At 42.8% G+C, this 24,844-nt stretch carries 22 protein-coding genes; 6 read left to right on the top strand and 16 right to left on the bottom strand.

Features of this window, described 5'->3' with window-relative positions:
* Positions 1 to 181: 181 nt before the first annotated feature.
* From ACFQV5_RS23480 to ACFQV5_RS23465, 4 genes are all read right to left on the bottom strand, one after another.
* Positions 182 to 910, bottom strand: coding sequence for a hypothetical protein (locus tag ACFQV5_RS23480; RefSeq protein ID WP_379250554.1), 729 nt, complete (start codon positions 908 to 910; stop codon positions 182 to 184).
* A 152-nt stretch (positions 911 to 1,062) separates the two neighbouring features.
* Positions 1,063 to 1,380, bottom strand: coding sequence for a winged helix-turn-helix transcriptional regulator (locus tag ACFQV5_RS23475; protein WP_379250553.1), 318 nt, complete (start codon positions 1,378 to 1,380; stop codon positions 1,063 to 1,065).
* A gap of 292 nt (positions 1,381 to 1,672) precedes the next feature.
* The gene (locus ACFQV5_RS23470) at positions 1,673 to 2,401 is read right to left on the bottom strand and encodes a ThuA domain-containing protein (RefSeq protein ID WP_379250551.1); all 729 of its coding nucleotides are present in this window, start codon (positions 2,399 to 2,401) and stop codon (positions 1,673 to 1,675) included.
* Positions 2,402 to 2,447: 46 nt separating this feature from the next.
* Positions 2,448 to 3,416 carry a sugar phosphate isomerase/epimerase family protein gene (locus ACFQV5_RS23465; protein WP_379250549.1) on the bottom strand — a complete coding sequence of 323 codons (969 nt, stop codon included), beginning with the start codon at positions 3,414 to 3,416 and terminating at the stop codon, positions 2,448 to 2,450.
* 342 nt (positions 3,417 to 3,758) lie between these two features.
* Here ACFQV5_RS23465 and ACFQV5_RS23460 point away from each other — a divergent pair, with 342 nt between their 5' ends.
* Complete coding sequence (locus ACFQV5_RS23460) at positions 3,759 to 4,577, top strand: AraC family transcriptional regulator (RefSeq protein ID WP_379250547.1); 819 nt, start codon at positions 3,759 to 3,761, stop codon at positions 4,575 to 4,577.
* Between the two features lie 98 nt (positions 4,578 to 4,675).
* Here ACFQV5_RS23460 and ACFQV5_RS23455 read toward each other — a convergent pair whose 3' ends face one another.
* Complete coding sequence (locus ACFQV5_RS23455) at positions 4,676 to 5,002, bottom strand: hypothetical protein (protein WP_379250546.1); 327 nt, start codon at positions 5,000 to 5,002, stop codon at positions 4,676 to 4,678.
* 100 nt (positions 5,003 to 5,102) lie between these two features.
* The gene (locus ACFQV5_RS23450; protein WP_379250544.1) at positions 5,103 to 5,804 is read right to left on the bottom strand and encodes a TerC family protein; all 702 of its coding nucleotides are present in this window, start codon (positions 5,802 to 5,804) and stop codon (positions 5,103 to 5,105) included.
* Between the two features lie 378 nt (positions 5,805 to 6,182).
* Here ACFQV5_RS23450 and ACFQV5_RS23445 point away from each other — a divergent pair, with 378 nt between their 5' ends.
* The 3 genes from ACFQV5_RS23445 to ACFQV5_RS23435 all read left to right on the top strand — a co-directional run bounded on the left by ACFQV5_RS23445 (position 6,183) and on the right by ACFQV5_RS23435 (position 8,137).
* A complete protein-coding gene (locus ACFQV5_RS23445; protein WP_379250542.1) occupies positions 6,183 to 6,800 on the top strand; it encodes a TVP38/TMEM64 family protein in 618 nt (205 codons plus the stop codon).
* A gap of 75 nt (positions 6,801 to 6,875) precedes the next feature.
* Positions 6,876 to 7,844 carry a peptide-methionine (S)-S-oxide reductase MsrA gene (gene msrA, locus ACFQV5_RS23440; RefSeq protein WP_379250540.1) on the top strand — a complete coding sequence of 323 codons (969 nt, stop codon included), beginning with the start codon at positions 6,876 to 6,878 and terminating at the stop codon, positions 7,842 to 7,844.
* A 101-nt stretch (positions 7,845 to 7,945) separates the two neighbouring features.
* Positions 7,946 to 8,137 (top strand): DUF2188 domain-containing protein, encoded by a 192-nt coding sequence (locus ACFQV5_RS23435; RefSeq protein WP_379250538.1) that lies wholly within the window; start codon positions 7,946 to 7,948, stop codon positions 8,135 to 8,137.
* Positions 8,138 to 8,202: 65 nt separating this feature from the next.
* Here ACFQV5_RS23435 and ACFQV5_RS23430 read toward each other — a convergent pair whose 3' ends face one another.
* Positions 8,203 to 8,877 carry a YitT family protein gene (locus ACFQV5_RS23430; protein ID WP_379250536.1) on the bottom strand — a complete coding sequence of 225 codons (675 nt, stop codon included), beginning with the start codon at positions 8,875 to 8,877 and terminating at the stop codon, positions 8,203 to 8,205.
* Positions 8,878 to 9,419: 542 nt separating this feature from the next.
* On the opposite strand from ACFQV5_RS23430, the gene hmpA reads away from it, so the two are divergent.
* A complete protein-coding gene (gene hmpA / locus ACFQV5_RS23425) occupies positions 9,420 to 10,625 on the top strand; it encodes an NO-inducible flavohemoprotein (RefSeq protein WP_379250534.1) in 1,206 nt (401 codons plus the stop codon).
* Between the two features lie 119 nt (positions 10,626 to 10,744).
* Here hmpA and ACFQV5_RS23420 read toward each other — a convergent pair whose 3' ends face one another.
* From ACFQV5_RS23420 to ACFQV5_RS23385, 8 genes are all read right to left on the bottom strand, one after another.
* On the bottom strand, positions 10,745 to 11,242 hold the full coding sequence (locus ACFQV5_RS23420; protein ID WP_379250532.1) for a Crp/Fnr family transcriptional regulator: 498 nt from the start codon (positions 11,240 to 11,242) through the stop codon (positions 10,745 to 10,747).
* Positions 11,243 to 11,419: 177 nt separating this feature from the next.
* Positions 11,420 to 12,325, bottom strand: a complete 906-nt coding sequence (locus ACFQV5_RS23415) for a hypothetical protein (RefSeq protein ID WP_379250531.1) — start codon at positions 12,323 to 12,325, stop codon at positions 11,420 to 11,422.
* A 19-nt stretch (positions 12,326 to 12,344) separates the two neighbouring features.
* A complete protein-coding gene (locus ACFQV5_RS23410; RefSeq protein ID WP_379250529.1) occupies positions 12,345 to 13,706 on the bottom strand; it encodes a nucleotide sugar dehydrogenase in 1,362 nt (453 codons plus the stop codon).
* Positions 13,707 to 13,767: 61 nt separating this feature from the next.
* Positions 13,768 to 14,568, bottom strand: coding sequence for a response regulator transcription factor (locus tag ACFQV5_RS23405; RefSeq protein ID WP_379250527.1), 801 nt, complete (start codon positions 14,566 to 14,568; stop codon positions 13,768 to 13,770).
* Between the two features lie 60 nt (positions 14,569 to 14,628).
* Entirely contained in the window at positions 14,629 to 15,996 is a 1,368-nt protein-coding gene (locus ACFQV5_RS23400) for a glycosyltransferase family 2 protein (protein ID WP_379250525.1), read from the bottom strand.
* A gap of 43 nt (positions 15,997 to 16,039) precedes the next feature.
* Positions 16,040 to 17,233 carry a HEAT repeat domain-containing protein gene (locus ACFQV5_RS23395; protein WP_379250523.1) on the bottom strand — a complete coding sequence of 398 codons (1,194 nt, stop codon included), beginning with the start codon at positions 17,231 to 17,233 and terminating at the stop codon, positions 16,040 to 16,042.
* A 24-nt stretch (positions 17,234 to 17,257) separates the two neighbouring features.
* Positions 17,258 to 19,495, bottom strand: coding sequence for a hypothetical protein (locus ACFQV5_RS23390; RefSeq protein ID WP_379251150.1), 2,238 nt, complete (start codon positions 19,493 to 19,495; stop codon positions 17,258 to 17,260).
* Positions 19,496 to 20,244: 749 nt separating this feature from the next.
* On the bottom strand, positions 20,245 to 21,093 hold the full coding sequence (locus tag ACFQV5_RS23385; RefSeq protein WP_379250521.1) for a helix-turn-helix domain-containing protein: 849 nt from the start codon (positions 21,091 to 21,093) through the stop codon (positions 20,245 to 20,247).
* A 123-nt stretch (positions 21,094 to 21,216) separates the two neighbouring features.
* Here ACFQV5_RS23385 and ACFQV5_RS23380 point away from each other — a divergent pair, with 123 nt between their 5' ends.
* Complete coding sequence (locus ACFQV5_RS23380) at positions 21,217 to 22,752, top strand: sulfatase family protein (RefSeq protein WP_379250519.1); 1,536 nt, start codon at positions 21,217 to 21,219, stop codon at positions 22,750 to 22,752.
* 113 nt (positions 22,753 to 22,865) lie between these two features.
* On the opposite strand, the gene ACFQV5_RS23375 is transcribed toward ACFQV5_RS23380, so the two are convergent.
* Positions 22,866 to 24,629 carry a glycoside hydrolase family 35 protein gene (locus tag ACFQV5_RS23375; RefSeq protein WP_379250517.1) on the bottom strand — a complete coding sequence of 588 codons (1,764 nt, stop codon included), beginning with the start codon at positions 24,627 to 24,629 and terminating at the stop codon, positions 22,866 to 22,868.
* Positions 24,630 to 24,844: the final 215 nt, after the last annotated feature.

Genomic DNA, 24,844 nt, shown 5'->3' with positions numbered 1-24,844 from the left:
TTGTAATGTTTTCAAATAGAAATTTCCTTTTACTTGCTTTACGCTCTTATTATATATTTTAAATTTAATACATATTGTGATTGTGTTCACAGTAAATGTGAATGATTTCACAATAAATGTTCATTAAAACTTAAAAAAATATACAAAAAAGAATAGACAGCACGCGCTGCCTATTCATTATTTATACAATTAAAGCCTTCATGTAATTTCGTTCACCTTGTGGAACTTTTAAATATGGACGAAGCCCAGTAAATCCGTTCGAGTTTAAATCCACCCCTGTCATCCAATTCCCAGTCACAATGACATCTTCCGATTGAATAACAAGTGAAGGTGCTGAAATATGTTCTTGATAAAGAGGGATCCTTGTTTGAATAATCTTAAAGTTCTTTCCTCTTTCTTTCAAAGGCATCGGACTTAAGTAAGTAGGTACAAAATAATTAGAAATAACATCCATCTCTTCTTCAGTAAAAAATGGATCATCGCCTAAAAAAGGTTTCAACAGCCGGATTTTCTCAAAGAGTGACCATATAACCATTTGAAGCATCCTGCCCGGAATTCCTTTATTGTGACATAAATTCATTTCAGCACTATTCACAGACAGATCTTGTTCCAATGTATTATCCTGCAGGGACGGTGGGCTATGTCTTTCAAATCCAATACATTTCCAACCCTTTGGACTCTGAATCCATATCTGAAAGATATCGCTTTCCAGATTACTCCCCCAAAGCTCATGTTCTTCCGAATCACGCTCTATCCCTGTAAGAGCACTCCATAATGAAAGCGGCATGTATTGATTCAGAAAAATCTGAGTCTTATCAAAAATATGCTGAACTTTTAACGAAGCTCTCTCCAGCTCGGCGGCTTCCTCTTGTCCATAATGAATGTGCGGCAGTTTAACCGTATCTTTCATATAGATTCGCCTCCTAGCGTGATTCAGGTTTATTTTTCCAATTATACTATACAAGACAGGTTTTAGTGCAAGTCCACATTCTTAAAAAGTCAAAAAAAGCCCTCTTCCAAAGTATAAACTTTAGACGAGGGCCTTTTTGTAACATTCTTTTCTTAATCAACCCATTGTTCAGCCCAGTTTGAAATCTGTTCCATTACGGGTTTTAAAGCTTTCCCTTTCTCAGTGAGCTCGTATTCAATCCGAACGGGCGTTTCAGGATAGACATGACGGATTAATATCCCTTCACTTTCCAAATCCTTCATTCTTTCGGATAGCATTTTATCGCTCATAGAAGGAATGAAGTTTGAAATATCCTTAAAACGCTTCGGGCCGCTCATCAAAGTCTGGATAATAAGTCCGTTCCAACGCTTTCCGAGAAAAGCGAACGCAGACTCAAACCTGGGACATAAACAAAGATTAGTAACTTCCATATCATTTCACCTCTTTACAGAGTCACTACCTACTTGTGATTAATCAAAACTTACAATTCGTTAGTACATATCATAATAGCATATATTTGCGAAACTGAAAACCATTTGTCTCTTCATTTGTGATATTCCTTATGGAAATAGTCAAAATCTAATTGTGAACACATCCATTTTGCCTATTATGATGCCCTTTTATGCTTGAAGTGATCATTTTCTATAAAATACAACTGGCATGTTATTTAACGAGAAGAAGGTCGCCTAAGGATAAACCCTAGAACGACCTTCTTAGATACATTTATGCGAGAACTTTCAAAGGACGGACCGGTTGACTGTTTCCGTAAACAGGTTTAATTGCATAAGAATTAAGCGCTGCCCACCGGATACCGTTAGATATAACTTTTAGAATTTCAGGGTTATAGTATGTCGGATACGTCTCATGTCCTGGGCGGAAGTAGAATATTTTCCCTTGTCCGCGAGTAAAGGTACAGCCGCTTCGGAATACTTCCCCACCTTCAAAATTGCTGACAAAGATCAATTCATCCGGTGTCGGAATATCGAAAAATTCGCCGTACATCTCTTCATGCTCAAGAATGATTTGACTATTCACTCCATCCGTAATCGGATGTGTAGGATTTACAGACCACAATATTTCCTGTTCTCCCGCTTCGCGCCATTTCAAATCACAACTTGTACCCATAAGCTTTTTAAACGGTTTAGAGAAATGCCCCGAGTGAAGCACAATCAGACCCATACCTTCTTGCACTCGTTGTACTACCTTGTTTACAATCTCATCTTCAACACGGTCATGAGCCATATGACCCCACCACAGAAGAACATCAGTCAAGTTCAAGACTTCATCCGTTAAACCATGTTCTGGCTCATCAAGAGTTGCTGTTCGAATGGTGAAATCTGGACTATCCAGCCCTTGTTGCAGTGCCTTGTGTATCCCTTCTGGATAAACTGCTTTGACCTCGTCATGAACTTTCTCATGAACAAATTCGTTCCAGATCGTTACATTATACATGTTATTTGAGTCCCCCTAAGTTGTACAAGTCCAAGCGGTTTCTAATTTACACCCACCACATATCTCCAAGCGGCTCTTCAATCAACACTTGCTGCAGGTTCTGAACAGCTTTCGAGAAGCCTTCTTCAACAGACATCAGACCGTCTTCATGTTCGATACTTACAACATAATCATAACCAACAAGGCGCAGAGCGCTCATCATATCAGCCCAAGCTTTTAAATCATGGCCATAACCTACGCTGCGGAACTGCCATGCACGATCCATCATATTCGTGTAAGATTGCATATCCGTAACACCATATTTATTCACGTTCACAGGATCAATGACCGTATCTTTTGCGTGGAAGTGATGAATCGCTCCTTCACGTCCCAAAATTTGAATAGCTTGTACCGGATCAATACCTTGCCACCACATGTGACTCGGATCAAGGTTTGCACCGATTACCTCTCCAGCAGCCTCACGTAAACGAAGCAGTGTAGCAGGTGTATGGACCGAAAATCCGCCGTGAAGCTCAAGACCAATCTTTACACCGCGATCTGCTGCGTATTTTCCCCACTCTGTCCAATAAGGAATGACCTTGTTGTCCCATTGCCAAGTCAGGATCTCTTGGAAATCATTTGGCCATGGAGCTACAGGCCAGTTCGGATACTTAGCATCCTCATGATCACCTGGGCAGCCTGAGAATGTGTTTACAACAGGAACTTCAAGTTTTTCAGCCAATTCGACTGTTTTTACATACACATCATGATATTCCTTAGCAATTTGCTTTTGTGGATGCAACGGGTTACCGTGGCAGCTTAAAGCACTGATGATCAGACCACGTGACTCAACCGCATTCTTAAAGTTCTTAAGTGCTGTTTCATTCTCAAGCAATTCTGCCGGATTACAATGGGCATTGCCAGGGAATCCCCCTGTACCAATTTCCACTGCTTTTAGACCTTTTGAAGCAACATAATCAAGTGCATCTTCCAATTTACGACCGCTTAGTAGTACCATAAATACTCCGAGTTTCATACGATCCCTCCGGTTCAATAGTTAGTAAGTATTCTTATAAGTTCACTATTACTTAAGTATTCATTAAAACATGGGATAGTTATATGCCTAGTTGTGTATACAGTTTGCTCATTTATCTCTGTTACTAAGCAGGCTGTCCCCCCATTTCTGTTTCGTCCTCTATAGGCACCACTGGAATACGACAGCGGGCAGAGGATGCTTTTGTGCTGTTTGTCATACTTGGGTTGATTGCTTAATGTAACTAGTTCAATGGTATTCCGAAATGATTTCAATTAAAATGAATTATATGATCAAAACATGAACAATCTGGTCATAATTTTTTTGTTTAAAGGGGACGCACCAATGCATGCAGACATTTCCAACCATGTTATGGCAGCCAATTTCTCGTTTCACCGAAAACCTTTTGAAATGACCATGTTAAATGGTTTTGATACCTATTTGATGCGGCTACAAACAGACGGTCGCTGCCGAGCACGAATCGACGACAAGTTATCGCTTATTGAACCGGGAGACCTGCTTATATTCAGCCCAGGGCAGCCCTATGAACTTAAGATCGACGACGAAATAAACAAACAAGGAGAATTAACTGTAGAAAGCGGAGATTACCACATTTTCTTTAAAGGTCCTTGGGCGGATTCTTGGTGGAATTCACGAAAACGTCCTACGCGTATGCGAATTCCTCTTGATGAGAGACATATTGGGCTGTTTCGTCAGCTTGTAATGGAGCAGCGCCGATTATCCAATCCTTGTCCAGAAATTTCAGACTATACGCTCCGGGTACTTTGTCTTGAAGTGGATCGACTACTCTCTGAGCAGCCAACCACCACACCCAAACTATATCTTGCACATCGCATGAAAAATTACATTGAAGAGAACGCCTCATCTAACTTCAAGCTGGAAGATGTGGCGGCTCATGTCGATATTAGTGTGTCGCGTGCAGTGCATCTCTTCAAGGAGGCATTCGGCACAACAATTATGCAGTATACTCTAGAGGTTCGTCTCGATATGGCCCGTGAAAGAATTATTTTCAGCGCCATGTCACTTGAGGATGTGGCTGAAACATCGGGATTTGCTAACTATACATATTTTCACAGAGTTTTCCGTTCACGATTCGGTATCTCTCCTAAACAATTCCGAATTACAAACAGAACTTCCATGTAGATAATATTCCATGAACTTATAATGTATACAGAACAACGCAAAGCCCCTGGATATGAGATCCAGGGGCTTTGTTCTTTTTAAGTATAAGTGCTGAAGACCTATTCGTTAGGATTACGTTTGGCCTGATCACGCAAGCTAATCGCGTCCACTACTACCATTGCAAGATCATCATTGCCAAATAAAGAAAGTACACCAAGAAGTGTCTGATCCGGGATATCTCCTGCCTCTTCTTTAGGTACGGTCAATTGAATCACACGTGCCAAAGACTCATTCTCCATCTGGTCGGGATAAGCCTTCTTATACAATTCGACAGGATCCATTCCATGATTAACACACCACTGCGCAAAGACGAGAATCATCATATCCTCATCTTGCCTGTAACTTTCCACAATCCGCTCTTCTACGGATTTGTCCGCAGATTCCATACGTTTTCTCCTCCTCATGCTGAGGGAGGTACTGCAAGTTACCTTCCTCTTTTCATGAAGCCATTATACCTTCTTTATGAATAAAATAAAAAAATAATTCCTAGTCCACCATTTTAATCTGAGTAGGATTGTGTTTCGCTCTTTCATCGTTCTTTTTCTTAACCCATGTCCCGATAGCGATGACGATAACCACAACAATCAGTTCAAATCCGTATTTCACGATTGAATTTGCAAACCAGCTGTGAATAAGCGGCTCTTCCACGATCATTTTCGAAGCCGTCCATGTCAGTACAGCTGCCCCAATCGTAATAACGATTGGATACTTATCCGTTAACTTCAGAATAAGTGTACTTCCCCACACCATAATCGGTACCGAAATCGCTAAACCGATAATGACGAGCATAAAGTCTCCTTCTGCTGCGCCTGCTACTGCAAGAACATTATCTAGCCCCATCATTGCATCTGCAATAATAATTGTACGGATTGCAGCCCACATCTGACTGCCTGCTGATATTTCGTGTTTCTTCTCATCCACCAGCAATTTGTAGGCAATCCACAACAATGCCAGACCTCCGACCAATCTTAAGCCCGGAATCATCAAAAGCTTAGCAACCAGAAGCGTGGCAACAATGCGGATTATAATTGCGCCAACAGTACCCCAGATGATAACTTTTTTCTGGTCTTCTTTTTGGACATTACGTGCAGCAAGTCCGATAACAATCGCATTGTCCCCAGCAAGAACGAGGTCAATAACGATAATCGACAGAAGAGCCATCCAGAACTCAATAGTCATAATATCCATGCTTTCTCCACCTTTCTTTATTTTCTTTTATCTTTCCTCTTCCCGATGACCTCCATCCCATGAAAAAAGCGCCGTCCCTAAATAAGGTAAACGGCGCTTTTTTGGACACATAAAAAGACCTTTACCTTATTTAAACACAGGCAAAGGTCTCGCTAACAACTATACTTGTTGCCAATAAAGCCGGGGATTGGTAATGATCCCGTAATGACGACTTTACTGCTGGAGCTACTCCCCTTTGGGAAATATTCGGTTGGACACATTATATCATAAGGTTAATCCGCTTGGCTAACTATTATTTCCTGCACAAGCAAGCCGTGGCTAATTTTGCTATGATAAAGCTTATAATATCAACCGCATAGAGAACGGAAAGGATTTCGTATGAAAAAATGGATTACACCTGTCGTATATATAATCGCCCTGTCTTTTGCGTTTATTTATAGAAACGAAATATTCAGTTGGCTTGAAAGTAATGATTCCCTAACACTACTTCTTATCCTAGCCACCTTGCTCGCATTACTACCCATTCTCCCTTACAAAGCAGTGATCGCCGTATTAGGTTATACCTATGGTACTTTCTGGGGAGCTTCAATCGCTTGGCTGGGTACAACTGTTGCCGCAATCATTATCTATGGTGCCGCCGCTAGTGTATACCGGGAACCAGGCAGAACGTTTCTATCCAAGTTCCGTTTTCTAGATTCTTTTACATTGGCTGTGGAGAGACATCCATTTAAAGCCATTGTTATCGCACGCCTTCTGCCCATTGTTCCTCAAATGGCAGTGAATGTGTATGCTGGAGTAGCCATGATCCCGTTCTGGACTTATACCGCTGCCTCAGGGCTAGGTAAAATCCCCGCAATTATTGTGTATGCCTTTCTTGGAAATGGCTTGGCTAACAATCCGCTTCAGATTTCGATCGCCTTTATCACCTTTATAGGTGCGGCCATCATTGCTTTTTTGATCTACCGAATCATTCAACAAAAAAAACGCATTCGATGATATTTTTGGATACAGAGGTAAAATGCTTTATAATGAATATTGTAACCATTTCATCTTTAACTATGGAGGGATATCATGAATAATAGTCTATCTAATACAACAGAGCTAGCAACATTTGCGGGAGGGTGCTTCTGGTGTATGGTCTCTCCTTTTGAAGAGATGCCCGGCATTCTCAAGGTCGTTTCCGGTTATACTGGAGGTCATACACAAAACCCGACTTATGAAGAGGTTTGTTCAAATACGACAGGCCATTACGAAGCCGTACAGATAACATTTAACCCCAATATATTTCCTTATACGAAACTGTTGGAGCTTTTCTGGCAACAGATTGATCCGACTGATGCAGGTGGACAGTTCCATGATCGCGGAAGCTCATACCGCACTGCAATTTTTTATCATACGGAAGAGCAAAAGCTGCAGGCCGAAGCATCCAAGCAGGATCTTGAAGCAAGTGGTCGATTTGATAAACCAATCGTTACCGCTATTATTCCAGCAAGTGAATTCTATGAGGCTGAGGAGTACCATCAAGGCTATCATAAGAAAAATCCATCTCACTACAAGCGTTATCGTAAAGGCTCTGGACGTGAGGATTTCATAGAAAACCACTGGTCTTCTACAATCGATAAACAGGAACTTAAATCGCGTCTAACGCCACTTCAATACGAAGTGACCCAGAACAATGCAACTGAACCTCCTTTCCGTAATGATTTTTGGGATCATCAAGGCGAGGGTATCTATGTAGATATCGTTTCAGGCGAGCCTCTCTTCAGCTCTCTGGATAAATACGACGCTGGTTGTGGTTGGCCAAGCTTTACTCGTCCAATACGGGAATATAATATTAAGGAGAAAACGGACCTAAGTCACATGATGATTCGTACAGAAGTCCGCAGCAAACAAGCTGATTCCCATCTGGGACATGTATTTGACGATGGTCCTGGTCCAAACGGACTCCGTTACTGCATTAACTCCGCCGCTCTTAGATTTGTTCCTAAAGAGGATATGGAGAGTGAAGGATACGGCGAGTATTTACAGTTATTTCAATAATATATTAGAACAGCCCTCCCCTTGGAGGGCTGTTTTTCGATTGAAAATAATGAAAGCGGGTAATAAAACGTACACAACACTATATTCAGGAGGGATTTATTATGCCATGGGATAAAAATGACTACCCACAATCTATGAAATATCTAGAACCTCGCGTACGGAACAAAGCGATTGAAATCGCCAATGCTCTATTAGATGAAAAATATGAAGAAGGCCGTGCAATTGCCATTGCTACATCCAAAGCCGAAGAATGGGCTGACAACCATCCGAATCATAGTGAGCACAAGTCTTAACCGCCATATTCATGCGGAATACTAAAAAAGCTCGCCCTGACCCGGGCGAGCTTTTCGTAATAATATTAACGGGTTCCTACAGATTGCGGTGCTGTCTGATGAACCTTATTTCGCTGTACAAGTGCTGGTTTCTTGACTAGACCATACGTTGCCGTAATCGTAATCATCTGTCCAGCAATGGATACGGCGAGTATTGTATACAACGTTTCAATTAGCGGCATGTAAAACAGCGACAGCAGAAGTACAATGGCATCCATCAGGAAAAAGACTGTACCTACCTTAAGTCCACTCCACTCACTAACCAATACGGATATTGCATCATCTCCACCCGTTGCTCCGCCGTAGCGAAGAACGATCCCTGCTCCAAAACCAGTAAGTATCCCCGATAGAATAGCGGCTACTAGCAAGTTATGGTTTAGATCAATAACCAGAGGAGAATAAAGCTCCATCATTGCGTAAAAGAATGAAAACATGCCGGAAGCAATCACTGTATTAATGATAAACTTTCGACCTTTTAAAAACCAGGCGATCACAAGCACCGGAATGTCCATTAAGATCATACTAAGTGCTGGTGGAATATCTAAAGTATATTTGCCGAGTAAGGCCAGCCCCATAAATCCGCCTTCCGATAAATGGTTCTGAAAATTAATGTGATAATAAGTAAACGCTAGTAAAAAAGTTCCAAATAACATTGCTAACATGGTGTGCATCATCATAATGATGTCTTTTCTTGTCCTCATACAGGCTCCCTCTTGTCGTTGTAGATTGGTCAAACATAGACCAACCTCCACGAAAAGGTACCCTTGAGGAGTTCATCCTTCGCATCAAAGCTTCCTTCCTTTCGCAGAGGCTGTCCTTGTCTTTAGACGTCCGACTTTGCTCTACGTAGGAAGCTATGTGTATGAGAGATCATAACGTTTCCAAATCGTCCTTTGGGGATTCGTCCTTCGGGGACACATGGTATCCTGATCCTTTCTTGTTTAGTTAATTTGTAGTAGTTAATTGAATGAACATGATGAAGGGATTCACCGGTAAAATCACCTTCCGTTCAATCTGTGCTAAATATATTATAACACAATTTCATTGTTAACTAAACAGCTTACTTGTAATTAATGTAAATTTTTGGTTATCCTAACTTTGTACGACTCGAACTTGTTGGAATGATATATATGTTCATAATTCCGAAATATGCACTGTGATCAAAATCACAATGGCTAATCTTAATCTAAAGATATACTTAATTACGTAAAGCAAACAGCATTTTCGGAAAGAGGGAATTTATATGCTAGACTCACAAACCATCCAAATTATCAAATCCACGGTTCCTGTTTTGGAGGTCCATGGGAAAACAATAACTACTGTATTTTACCAAAAATTATTTCAACATCATCCCGAGCTTTTAAATATCTTTAATCATGCGAACCAGCGCCAAGGCAAACAACCAGCTGCACTTGCAGGAGCTGTTTATGCTGCAGCAGCCAACATTGACCGTTTAGAAAATATATTACCTGTCGTCAAACAAATTGGGGAAAAACACCGTGCATTAAATATCCTTCCTGAACATTATCCAATTGTAGGTGAAACTCTACTTGCAGCTATTAAGGAAGTACTAGGAGAAGCTGCAACACCTGAAATTATTGACGCATGGGCTAAAGCTTACCAGGTCATTGCAGAAGTATTTATCAGTGTTGAAGAAGATATGTATAACACTGCTGAATCAACTCCTGGTGGTTGGAGAGGTTTCCGTAACTTCATCGTTGACCGTAAAGTGAAAGAAAGCAGCGTTATCACTTCCTTCTATTTAAAACCTGAAGATGGTCAAGCCATTTCTCAATATAAACCGGGGCAGTATATTACTCTTCGTGTAAAACCTGAGGGTGAGCAGTACTATCATATTCGTCATTACACTCTTTCCACAGCACCTGGACAACCTTATTACAAAATCAGCGTAAAGCGTGAAGATCTTGCTGAGAACAAACCTGCTGGAATAGTCTCGACATGGCTTCACAACCACGCTGAAGTTGGAACCGTCCTAGAATTAACTGCTCCTGCTGGAACATTTACTCTGGATCAGGAGAATGAAAAGCCTCTAGTTCTTATCAGTGGTGGCGTAGGTCTAACTCCAATGATCAGCATGCTTGAATCGGTTTTGTCGAGTCAGCCTCAGCGACCAGTAACCTACATTCATGCGGCTATCGATGGTAGCTATCACGCGATGAAAGAGCATGTTGAGCAGCTCGCTTCCGATCATAAACAATTGAACTCCTATGTTGTCTACGAATGCCCTCAAGAAGGGGAAGCTTGCCATAAGCAAGGATATATTGACCTTTCTTTCTTACGTGATAAGGTAGATCCACAATCCGACTGTTATTTCTGCGGACCTCAACCATTTATGTCAGCAGTCTACAAAGACTTGAAGGCTCTAGGGTTGTCAGACGAGCAAATTCATTATGAATTTTTCGGTCCTGCTGGATCTTTGGAAGCTTAAATATAGCTCGTATATCAGCAAAGGGATACCTATCCTCATACAGGATAAGTATCCCTTTTTTTAACTCGGATTCTATTCTCATCTACATGCTTTCTAAGAATCGATTGTAGAAACTCTCTTCACTGTCCTCTTAACAGTCGGTTTACAGTCTCACGCCGTACTCCGATAAGCTGGCCGATCTCTTCCTGAGTCAAAAACTCCGCTAAATGCATTCCCTGTGAATAATCATTCATCCATTTAGTTAACAACTCCAGACGTTCGGCAGGTGTGCCCACCGTTAGATGGTCAAGGCGCATCTGCATAAATCTTACCTTCTCCTGAAGAAGCCTAGCTACCTCCAGCGGTTTTTCAGGGTTCTCTTTAAGCTCACGATACCAATCTTTAGCCGAAATCATCTCGACTTCACTGCGAATGACAGCTGTTGCTGTACCATGAGTCTCCTTCGGACTAATGAGTGAATGGTGAGGCACTGTTTCACCTGGGTATAATATATTAAACAGAACAATATTTCCGTTCTCATGTAGCCTTGTTACCTTAAACAGTCCGCTTTTAATATGATATAAAAATTCTCCACTGTCCCCTTGACGGAACAAAACTTCTCCTTTATGTAAGATCACTAATGTTACCCCTTTCTATTCCAAACAATAATCTACTAATCTTTGTCGCTCGAACTAGACATATATGTATCTATTATAACAAATTACTGACAACTACTATTTCAAATTTATAATATCATCAATTGGATAACAAAAAAGCAGCACCCATGACGGGCACTGCTTTTTTATTTGTATCTACTAATTGGTAGCATTTCCATCTGTTTTAGCTGTTATTTTTCGATGCCAAACTTGATAGTGGTGGATCGCAAGACCCGCAAACGACTCATGCTCCGTCCCTAGTTTGGCTGCTCGCTTCGCTTCGTCATTCATAACTTTTTCACTTTTGCCATGGAAGGTTAAATGCTCTCCTTCTTCGGTATCTCCAAGTTCCATGCCGATCCAGACAGACTTGCCAAGCTCATCCGCCTGCTCCAACTCTTCCCGGGATAACTCATACATTTGCTCACCATCATCCCGATACGACATGACTGCAACAGCATCAGCTTGCTCTAGCATCCAGCGGCTGAAACTACCCGTGCCATCCGGACCAGGAATTGAATCCAGCCAGAAAGGAACCGCAGCACTGACACTAAGACCCTGAAGCCTCGCATCCTGTACCCAAGCTTCCATATTCCTGCTCCATTCCTGAACAACCTTCTCCTGCTCACGCTTCCAACGTCTCAATACATATGGTTCTACATCCAGTTGAATACCTTGAAACCGTTCCTCTGGAGCAGAAGTGGTATTGTATTCACGGAGCCAGGACAACAATTGTTCTCCTTCTTTCCGTTGATCCGCATAAGCCCATTCCGGTTCTCCGCCCAAGGCATGAACAGCAATATTCGCTTCACTTGCCGACCGAATAAACTGGCGATAATCCGCAGCAGGAACTCTATCTTGAATTTGCAGGAAAATGGTGGTGATGCCTTCTTTCCTACCGAAATCCAGAATTTCTGCAGCTTCATTACGGATAATATCGGTGTCCCACAGCCATGTCGCTTTATTCTCATTCATAGGCTTGGATGGAAGAAGAAAAATGATCAGCAAAAGACAGATGATGACAGCAATGATGTAGAACTTAGCCTTTGCTAACAGTTGCCTCATTTTTCTCCTCCATTTCTGCTTAAACTAGCACCGCTTCACCTGGCTCAGCAACATGCTGGACCGAGTGACCGATTTTATAAATATGTGGCTTAGCATAGTTGTTAAATGCATTTCGGGTATCCAGGATCGGTACACCCATCGATGCAATCAAGCTGTAATCCAGACTGCTGTGGTTCGTAATGAGAACCATGCAATCATATTTACGGAATTTGTTGATATCATATTCAACGCTATGAACGGTATTACCATTCTTGTCCGCAAAGCTATGAGCATGTGGATCATAGTAATCTACGTTAGCACCGTTCTCTTTAAATTGCTCATATACTTCAAGTCCAGGTGACTCTCTCAAATCGCTAATATCCGGCTTGTAAGCCATTCCGAGGAGTAGAATATTCGAACGTTTAATAGATTTCGCATATTCGTTCAGAATCGTTGCTGTTTTGGTAATTACATAGTATGGCATATTATCATTGGTCGATTGAGCCAACTCGATGAATTTACTATAGAAACGGAATCCCTTCGCTTTCCAGGATAAGTACATTGGATCAAGCGGAATGCAGTGACCTCCGATCCCTGGGCCCGGATAGAAAGGCATGAAACCGAAAGGTTTTGTCGCTGCAGCATCAATTACTTCCCATACATCGATTCCCATCCGGTCGCACATCATTGCCATCTCATTAACAAAAGCAATGTTGACACTTCGGAACGTGTTCTCGAGAAGCTTGGACATTTCCGCTACTTTTGGTGAGCTGACAGGCACAACCGTATCCACATACTCTTTATACAAAGCCGCACCAAGCTTCAAGCATGCTTCAGTTGTTCCGCCGATGACTTTCGGCGTGTTACGTGTATTAAACCGGCTGTTCGATGGATCGACACGCTCTGGGGAGAAGCATAGGAAGAAGTCTTTTCCCGCTTCATAGCCAAGCGCCTCAATTTCCGTTTGGATAAGTTCTTCCGTAGTACCTGGATAAGTCGTGCTCTCCAGAGTAATCAATAGCCGTGGCTTCATAAAGCGCTTGAGCTGATCTACAACCATCGTGATATAAGAAGTATCTGGATCCTGATTCTCACTCAGTGGAGTCGGAACACAGATGCTAATTGCATCAATGACAGCAATCATGCTGTAATCCGTAGTCGGCTTGAATCGGCCTGTTTGCATGCATGCAGCCAATTCATCAGAAGAAATATCGGAAATATACGAATCGCCGCGGTAAATACGGTCGATTTTACTAGCATCCAGATCAATTCCTACTACAGTAAAACCTTGCTTGACCATTTCCACAGCTAGTGGAAGGCCTACATAACCAAGTCCAACAACACCCAAAACTGCCTTTTTCGTTTCAATTGCGTCTAATAATGTTTCGAATTCCTCGTTCATTAATATCTACCTCCATCGGTGTATTGTCTTAAGAAGCTAATAAATCCAAAAGTTTAATTATTTAGTGAAGGCAGCGTCGGATGCGAGCATCTAGCTCCACTGGTGAGAACGGCTTTGTCACATAATCATGCACGCCCTTCTGGAAACATTGGCTAATCGTTTTCTCAACACGTTTCTCTGTCAGTACAACAATTTTCGGTGGTGCTTTCACATCAAGTTGCTGAATGTGATGAATGAACGGAATACCATCAATACCGTACAGATTCAGTTCTGTCAGTACCAAGTCCGGCTCCCATTTCGGGATCATCTCCAGCGCCTCCAAGCCATCAACTGCCTCCAGCGTTTCATACCCCTGCATGGCTAGTCGAATCTGCAAAAACTCACGTACCGTCGCATCATTATCAACAATGAGGATACGACTAGAATCCGTCCCCGCTTCGTCCTCAGAAACAATCTGAATGTCTGAAGATGTGCTCAAACGAGTTGCCTCTGCCATCTGTTTAAGCATCTTCGGAGAAGGTGCATCCGTAAGCAATGAAAGCGTGATCCTTGGATCGGCATTCTCATTTATATCAAGTAAAAGCTGCTTTAGCAGCAGAGCCTGGTAATGGGCAGCATCAAGCGTCATACCCGGAAGAATGACAGCCAATGTGTTAGTAACCGGATCCTTCCGGACCTCAGCCTGCGAACCAGATATAGGATTGAAAAATCCCTTCACCTGGTCTTCAAGACCTGGTGAGTTTCCGGCGCAGAATAGAAATAGGAGGGCACACGTCCCATTCGGGTCTTTCCGTACTTCTTGTTCTAAAAGCGTGTAAAGCTCCGTACTCTGCTCTCTTTGCAATGTTGCGGTTTGAGACATGATCAAATCCACCTTTCTCATAATGAATAAATAATAGAAGAAATCATACGGGCCAAGATGCTAGGCGGCCTCATTCTTATCTTTCCAGCTCTGTCGGGTCATCGTTCCCCAGGAATTGTTGTTCTGAAGGTATTGAATATGGCCCTGTACCCTCCACAGCACACCCAGTTGATGATATCCAACAAACTTGAGTGCTGAGAAGAAGAGCATTTTCACCAAATCAGACAGCTTGTTATATCGACGGAAGGCTATTTCCTCCAATATGAGCGCCCCAACACTAAGTAAGTATCCGCTCAGAAGGTTCACCAGTCCGAACACAACAAGAATCTGCCAATTGGTCATATCCAGCAAAACATATCCTAACAGAGCCAGTAGGCCCGTGATTCTAAAGTAAGGGTTTAAAGCTTCAAAAATAACGTTATAAGGCATAGTCAGCATTCCCATTGTTTTGAACTTGGGATTGAACACCAGATCGCGATTCTCGATCATGTTCTTCAGGTTCCCCCGGCCCCAACGCTTCCGTTGGTTGGACAAGATCTGATAGCTGTCCGGTGCCTGTGTCCAACAAACCGCCTCTGGGCAGAACGCAATTTTGTAAGGGATTTTATTCTCAAGCATATATCGATGCAGCTTGATAATGATGTTCATATCTTCTCCGGGATATCCACCCCGGTAACCACCGACGGCAATGACATAATCCTTACGAAACAATCCGAATGCACCGGAGACGATAATGAGACCATTGATGTGACTCCAACCAATCCGCCCCCCGAGAAATGCTTTTAAATACTCAATGGATTGGAACATTGGCCAGATCCGTCGCGGCAAAGATACATTCTTCACCGCTCCATTCTCGATCACACAGCCATTTGCAATTCGTACATCTCCACCAATAGCTACAGTTTCTTCGGGGTTCTCCATGTACATCCGCGCCATACGAATGAGTGCATCTTTCTCGAGCAAGGAATCTGCATCAATAGATGAGATCAAAGGATAACGAGACATATTTATTCCCGCGTTTAGAGAGTCCGCCTTACCACCATTCTCTTTATCGATAACGAGCAGGTTTGGAAACTCTTCATTATGGTAAACACCACGGACTTTTTTCGTATTAATCTTCCCTCTAAACTCGGGATTTGAGACACGCTTTAGTCCGTATTCCTTGATTAGTACGTCCAGTGTTTCATCTGAAGATCCATCGTTGATTACAATAACTTCATACGTTGGATAGTTTAATGTCATTAGACAACGAACATTTTCAATAATAGTCAGTTCCTCGTTATACGATGGAACGAGTAAGGAGACCGGTGGAACCAGCTCCGAACCCGACAACGTATTGTATTTGGAATACGCTGCTCGTCTGAATATATTTCCGATGTTTTTGAAAGAAAACATTAATATTGTAAAATAAAGTACATTGACTATCATGACGTAGTAAATCGCTACTATGCCGTATGTGAGAAGGATATCTCTAAGCAGTGTAATCCCCTCCTACTCGTGCAACTTGTACGGTCCGTTTCTTCGACTGAATGCCGAAATAGTTTTCATACAGCAATTTTTTCTTATTAAATGCAACCATTTGTTCTACAGCTTCATGTTCACTTTCGTTAGCCATAATTCTTTCAATACGATAGATCGCCGTTTCCCTCGCTACTCCTGTACCCGTTAATGCTGCCTGACATAGCACTTCAAACCCTTGCTCTCCTAGGAGAGACAAGCTTTCAGCACTGTTGCTACGAACATGCCAGCTCTCATCCTGAAGCGCAGCTGTAAGTAAAGGTATACTACCGGCTGCATGAAGTTGACCAAGTGCTTTGGCAGCGGCTGCCCGCACTTCCCACTCAGCGTCATTCATCAGCTGCGTGATTGTGTCATCTGACAACGCCGGATTTGAGCTGAGGTAAAGCTTAACTGCTTCGGCACGAACATCTTTCTCTTCAGAGCCAACAAGTCGGTTAAGTGCAGGAACGACGGCTGGTACAGCTTGTCCCCACATCGCTACTAAAGCTACTTTTACCAAGTCAGGATTCGGATCTTCCAAGAGCTTGCGTATCAGGCTAGCTGAATCAAGCCGTGTTTCGAGCAAAATATCAGCAGCCATATGATGAATTGGCTTCTTATAAGACAGTATCTTTGATAGCATCGCCCGAATCTGATCAGGCCGCGTGGCACTCTTGGATATTGCCCTGGCTATAATAATCGTCTGGGGTCCATACTTCGTCCGATCCAATAATGCTTCAAGCGCCGGCACTGCTTCTTCCGCCCGCATACCGCCAAGTCGATAAGCTGCTTCAATTCGGCGACCATAGCGGATACTGGAAAGTGAACGGATTTCTTGTTTGACAAAACCAGCTTCACTGCACAATTCAATCAGCTTGGTCCGTGCCTCTCCTTTGAATTGCTCGATCCATTCCATTAATTTATCCTGAATAACACGACGCTCCAGTGGCTTAAGATTTCCCGGAGGTAACTCAAGTGTAACTTCGTCATGCAGATGAGCCTGCACGTACATGAAATAATCTCGATGTTTCTCCGTGTATTGTTCCATCTGTTTTTGTTCAGCATTATGTTTTATTTTCATCTGGAACAACAGGATTATGCCGAATGCGATCATGCCCAGACAAACATAGATGAAAATATAAGCCAAGGCTATATTTGAAAACATATCCGATGGTTCCTCCTTTTATATCTACTTTTTATCTTGAATATCAGGTGTTTTAGTGAAGAATTCCTGCATTGCGTAGTAACTTTTCTTCAATCGTTCACTATACTCGACAGTTTCCCAAGGTTCCCAAGTATAAGAAGCAGTGTTCTGCAAGTCCAATACCTCTCCCGTTTGCCCATTTGATTGCTGCTCTACTATCCACGGCAGCAACCGTATGCTCTCGATCGTAGCCGTCTTAAACGTTCTACGGTCCTCAATTGGGCTATAATCTATCACTTGTAGGGAACTTGGATCTGAAAAGCCCAGTAACATCCACGGAATTCGCATTTCAACTACTTTACCTTGGTATTGCCATGCGGTAAGGGAGTTAAAATCCTGTGCTTCCGGATTACTCGATCCCCGCTTGAGATTACCTACGGTTTCTTCCACAAACGGATGAGTAAAGCGGGTATCCGGTGGATTCATCAAGAGACTGATTCCGAGCTTCCATGAGTTAAACGAATCGTCTTTGTTTTGACTCTTTTCGTTGTCCTCTTTGCCATCGTCCTCTTCAGGAAGCATCCAGTATCCGTCTTTCCCATAAAGGCGCTTATGAAAATCATATGAGGGAGCAATCTTAACCTGCGATTCATTGTCCTTCCCAAGTTCAATAATCGTCTCCAAGTCTCCGCCGGTAATCGTACGGCCCGCCAGTTCATGTACAGGCTGTTCGCCACCTTCTATCGTATCCGCTCCAATGTAAAGCTTCGATTTCTTAGGATCAAACGCCTTGTCCAGCTCCATACCAATATAAAGATATGCTTCATCATGAGTGATCTGCATCGCTTTCACGCCTGGAATATCTCCTTGCCACGCTGTCATCTCCCCTTCAGGAAGTTCATCCCAATCGGAAAGATTGCCATCGATCGTAAGCATCTCTTCTTTTCCAGGCTGCATTGCTAGAACACCAAACATCTTTTCATTTGTCAGTACGTTCAGCCAGTAAGATCGCCGATCTGCCGGGATTTCGAATGGCATCGTATTCCATGTCTTCTTGAACCATTCGTCCTGCCACATGAAAAGAATAGCGCCCGAATAACCTTCATCATAAATATCTTGGGTTAATGAAACGTCAATCTTTCCTTGTTCCTCCTCATCATGTCCTCCCTGATTCCGGCCGCTAGGACCGTGGTGGGAAATACCCGTGGAAGAAGGAACGCCGTATTCCGTCACCATGATCGGCATATCGGTAAACTCAGCTTTTAATTTCCGAAGATAGGCCTTATAGGTGTTAAAGTCTCCCTGCCCATCGGGAATTGTCTGTAGAGTTTTATCCGTACGGAAGAAATCAGGATAGTAAGGATAAACATGATATGAAGCAAAATATCCTGCATCCCAATTCACGGGTTCAACATGTTTTGCATCCACAGAAACCATATCCTCTTCAAAGAGTGGCTCACCTGGATGCTCAAGCACATCTGTAGTTACCCAATTCGTAAAGGTTATCGGATGCTGCCAGCCATATTTCTGCTCCTCGGTTGCTGTATAGTCGAGCAGACCTGCAAGCCAACTTTCAAATGGACTCGCATCCTCTGCCGCTGAGAAATATGTGCCTTTATGGAGAGTAATATCCTTATGTTTAGCATTCGTATTCTTGACCATGGCCGGGTCCCATTCTGTGCCTACATGCCACGCCATCAAATACTTGCCGGCATTCGTTTTGTATTTACCGCTCGATGCACCGTGCTTAGATTCTACTGTGACGTCTCCGTACACTGCAGCCACTACTTTTCGAATCTCATCCTTGAACATTTGGTGGATATTGTCCGCGTATGCATCTTGCTGCTCGATGAGTTGCTCCTCGGGTGACCATATACCCTGCATAAAGTAAAGTGGATCCTCACCCTTATCCTCGTTGTACTTTACGATTGCTGAATAAAAAACCGGGTTGTGTACCGTATACAACCGTATAACGTTCGCTCCCATCTCATCAATCTGTTTAAACCAGCGGAGATAGTCTTCCTCCGTTGCTGGCAACTCACCGGGAAAGTATCCCGGGACAGTAGCCCCTAGATTGACGCCTTTCACAAACATTTCTTTCCACTGCTCGTCCTCACCGTATAGAAGAAAGCTTGTACCCTCTGTTTTGAATTTCATTTTCGTCCCGTCAGGATCTGCAAACGTTGTTAATGACGGCTTCGAAAATCCAAAAATGGCGGCACCACCACAGAGCAGTACGACGGTCAGCGTGCCTAGCAGCGTCCACCGTTTTCTTTTGCTCATTGCCGTTCTCAACTCACCTTCTCCTTGTACTCCAAAATCTCGGACTGTTTTGCTGCGCTTGTCGGCAGCAGCTATACAGGCAATTCTACGACCGGCAACGCCCTGAGCGCTATGCACCTGATTTACCAACTTTTCAAAGTCACTTGGTAGGCATAAAGAAGCAACAGGTTACCGGACCGCCTGCATCAGCCGAACTCCTCTCCCCAATAAAAAAAAAGAAGAGCTTTCTGCTTCTCGCTCCCTCTTTCATCACAGCTATTAACCGAATCAAATCTTGTATCCCTTATAGGATGAACAGGAATTCGCTCGTATGGAATCTAGAGAGAGGGACAATGACAGTGTCCTCATGAATTTCTTGATTCGAATAGTTAAACGCTCAAAAACTGTTAAAGTTCCGGTCATTTTTACATCATTATCCATAGTTATTACAAAATTGATACCAAAGTCCGACATGGAAATCCACTTTATCCGCGCCATTGAAGGATTGTAAAGTTTTGGATGATTACAGAAAATAAGAAGAGAGTCCTGTACTGGGACTCTCTGAAATCTCCATTATTTTCATATAAGTAAACATGGTCATATACGACTATTTTCGAGCATTTCCGCTTCAATTCGCACGCTTTTGGGTATTATAATAATTTTCACAAATCTCATTTTGTGACATTATTTCATTCGATTCAAATCATGTTATTACAAATATCAATCTATTTTTCCTTTTATATGTAATATATTATTCTGTTTTTAGCACTTTAAGTATTCCTGAACTCCGTTGGAGAGAGTGAAAATCGGTTTTTAAAGGCTCTTGTAAACGAATATAGGCTAGGATAACCAAGAGTAAGGGCAATATCTGTGATCGAATGATTGGTATCCACTAACATACGCATCGCTTTATCCATCCGAATTTTTGAAATATACATCGATGGGGCCATCCCTGTCTGGCTTGTAAATATCGTGGAGAAATAGGTCCGACTTACCCCAGCCCATTCTGCCACCTGCTGTACGGAAACCCCTGTCATTGCATTAGCTTCTATATATTTTATACATCGTTTAATCCAGTCGACCGGCTCTGTCTTCAATTCCTCAGAATTCTCTTGCAAAAGTTGAGAAAACAGCTGATAAAGTAAACTTTGAATCTCAAGACGCAATGAAGGTGTAACCAGACAATCAGATCGCATACGCTCAAGCAAGCTGTCTATCGTCCTCTGCAAAGCCTGTGTCCAACCATTCTTAACAAAAGGCATGGAGGAAGTGAAGCCAGACCGCCTTAGCATGGGCTCTACCCCGGGTCCATCCATATTCAGCCAGCACATTTCAAGCTTGTGATCACTTTTAATTTCCCTATATACATAGGATTGCATCGGATACAAACAGAAAATATCACCTTCTGTCAATTCCAGCCGCTCCCGCCCGTATTCGAGAGTCACACTGCCTTTCATGACAAAATGCATACTGTAACTCTTAATTCGCTTCGGCCCTGCAAAATATCCCGATTTCGCTATCATTTTTCCAGCCCGTAGCAGCCAAAATACTCCCTCTTTATCTAATGAATCCGGTATATAATACAAGAACTCAGCAAATTCATGACCATAATCCTGCACTTCAACACCTCCATCCCTTTCCTAGGATTTACATACCTAACAAAATGATAAATACACCATACAACATGCCATTCTTCTTCATCATCATAACCGATAAAATGAGTCATGGAGGTGTTAATCTATATGAAAAAACCAAATATATTGCTTATTACAAGCGATCAGCAACACTTTGATACCATTGGAATGTTTAACAACGAGATTAAAACTCCCAATCTTGATCGTCTTGCCCGTGAAGGCACTACATTCGATCGGGCTTATTGTCCCAACCCTACATGTACACCAAGCCGTGCTTCCATCATAACTGGCATGTATCCAAGTCAGCATGGAGCTTGGTCGCTTGGCACAAAATTGTTTGAAGACCGCCATACGGTTGGGGAAGATTTCAAAGAAGCAGGTTATAAAACAGCACTGATCGGAAAAGCTCACTTTCAACAGCTTCGTTCAACGGAAGAGTATCCTTCCTTGGAATCTTATCCGTTGATGCAGGATCTCGACTTCTGGAAAGCTTTTGATGAACCCTTTTACGGTTTTGATCACGTAGAGCTAGCCCGTAACCATACGAACGAAGCCCATGTTGGTCAGCATTATGTATTATGGATGGAAGAGAAAGGCTGTAAGAACTGGCGCGATTATTTTCTGGCACCAACAGGTACAATGGACCCGAGCATTTCCTACAAATGGCCAATTCCAGAGGAATATCATTACAATACATGGATCGCCGAACGTACTAATGCGTTGTTGGAGCAATATAAAACAGATGATGAAAGCTTCTTCTTATGGTCAAGCTTCTTTGATCCTCACCCTGAATACCTAGTACCAGAACCATGGGACACAATGTACGATGAAGCAGAACTGACTGTTCCATCCCTCGTTCCTGGTGAGCATGATAAGAATCCTCCCCATTTCGGGTTAACTCAGGAGGAGAAACCGGATTTCTCCCATCTCCAAGAAAGCGGGAAAGGAATTCATGGGTACCACTCGCACCTATACTATGGTTATGGAAAAAATATAAAACTGGACGATGCTCACAAGAAAAAGCAAATGTCTACCTATTACGGGATGATCAGCATGATGGATCATTATATTGGAAAAATACTCGATAAGCTGGATGCACTAGGACTTACAGATAATACTATTATTGTATTTACGACAGACCATGGTCACTTCTTCGGTCAACATGGACTTCAGGCTAAAGGCGGCTTCCACTATGAAGATTTGATCAAGCTGCCATTTATCGTACGTTATCCGGGACATGTCCCGGCCGGAAGAACCAATAGTGCCATTCAGTCCTTAGTCGATCTAGCTCCTACATTTCTGTCACTGTGTGATTTGCCCATTCCCCATGCCATGACCGGTATCGATCAGAGCAAAGTTTGGACAGGGGCCTCAGAGTTTGCCAGAGACCATGCCATCTGCGAGTTCAGGCATGAAGCTACAACCATTCATCAGAAAACATATGTAAACGAGCGATATAAAATCACGGTGTACTATAACCAAACCTACGGTGAAATCTTCGATTTGCAGGATGATCCGGAGGAATTAAATAACTTATGGGACAATCCAGATTTCCATACACTCAAATCGGAGCTACTGCTGAAATACATTTCAGCGGAACTGGGCAAAGAGTCTATGCCCATGCCGAGAGTCTGGGGTGCCTAAGCAACAAAAGCCCTCAAGCGTCACATATCGCTTGAGGGCTTACATCTTTCATTAACCTTTAACCAGAGTAAGAGTGCTCTCCTAGATCTTCATTTGTCTGAAAGAACCTACAATTAACCCAAATCAGGTTTATCGACGAGCTCAATTTGAGGCTTCTCTGTATGATGCAGTTCAAGGATCACGATTTCATTGCGCCCTTCTTTAAGCAGAGGTGCAGGTAAGTAAAGTGTTACCTGTGGCCCCTGCTCCCAGTAACGACCGAGATTATAACCATTGATCCATACGACACCTTTACCCCAGCCATCCAGACGGACGAATGTATCCGCAGTCTCATCGACCTGGAATTCACCCTTGTAGAAATTAGGCCGGTCTGTTCTACCTGCTTCGCTTCCTGCGATATCGCTAAATGTAACTTTTGAAGTATCTTTAAGCGGAAGTGGGTAAATTGTCCAATCAAACAGGAACTGATTGTTCAGACGCACGCCCTCGGTAATTCCTTTATGATCCCACAACTTGGGACCATAGTTGACTCGACCCATGTTCTCAACCACAATATCCAGGCGGGCGCCTCCTGCTGGGATTTGCAGAGGCAGGCTTTGCGGATTCCAACGTTCCACCGTTCCTTGGTACACACCATCTAGATAAACTTGAGCACGGTCACGCAATTCTTGAATATAAAGACCCTCTCCTGAACGCGGTCCGGATACTTGTGTTGAATACACAATAAAACCGTAGCTTTGGCCAAGTTCCTCCATCGGAACAGGAGTTACACGCTTTACCGGATCCGAAATCTGATTCAATTGATCCAGTAGATCCGCCTGTTCAGTCAAGTTGACGGTTCCGTAGCTCTTCTTAGGAAGCGGTGCTGGCAATTCTGGAAGTTCCGATACATCAATACCTTTAAAGTTAGCGACAACACTTCGAACCGCTTCGAATTTAGCTGTAATATCTCCACACTCGGATAGCGGTGAATCGTAATCATAGCTCGTAATTGTAGGTTCATACTTGTCACCGTAATTCGCACCATTATAGAAGCCGAAGTTCGTCCCACCGTGGAACATATAGAAGTTCACAGACGCCCCCGCCTGAAGCATTTCATTAAATACTTCAGCTACTTCTTGCGCATCACGTGTATGATGTGGCTTCAGCCAGTGGTCAAACCATCCATTCCAGTACTCCATACACATCAGGGGTTCATCAGGACGGTATTCCCTAAATTTCTCAAACGCTTCTTTCGGTCTGGACCCAAAGTTAACCGTTGCAAGAACATCAGGCACAGTACCTCCTTGCAACATACCATCTGTCGGTCCATCCGAGGTAAATAACATCACATCAACACCACGACTGATAAGTGCATTTTTCGAATAATTAATATATTCATCGTCATTACCATAGCTACCATATTCATTCTCGATTTGAACTGCAATAACAGGCCCACCATTCGTACTCAGAAGAGGAACAAGGCGTGGGATCAGCTCATCATAATATCTATCAACCTTCTCAAGGTAAAGCTTATCCATGCAGCGCACTTTCATGTCCGAATAGCGGAGCAACCAAGACGGAAGTCCCCCGAACTCCCACTCTGCACAAATATATGGACTCGGTCTCAAAATAACGTGCAGGCCGACCTTTTCAGCAGTCCGAACGAATCTTTCCACATCCGCAATACCCTCAAAGCAAAACTCTCCCTCTTCCGGTTCATGCAGGTTCCATGCCAAATAGGTTTCTACCGTGTTGAATCCACAAGCTTTCAATTTTAAAAGACGGTCTTCCCAATATTCCGGAACAACACGAAAATAATGAATTGCACCTGATATAATTTGTAAAGGTTTATCTTCCCATTGAAATTGTTTATCCGCGATTTTTAATTGTGTCACGTTTATCCCTCCAAATGTGTAATAAACATAATCGTCATTTCATTCTTGTATATTAAAACGCTTACTTGTATCATCTCTGAAAATAAGCAAACGCTCAATCTCCAAATGGGGCTTGTTCTATACCATTTGTGCCAATTGTTCATTTACTTGCTATTCACACATGTTATGATAGCTATATTAAGGTAAGCCATTATAATTGCACTGCGCAGATAAGG

This window comes from Paenibacillus sp. GCM10028914 (assembly GCF_042666275.1).
Lineage (GTDB): Bacteria > Bacillota > Bacilli > Paenibacillales > Paenibacillaceae > Paenibacillus_AQ.
This window is presented reverse-complemented; position numbering and strand designations above follow the sequence as displayed.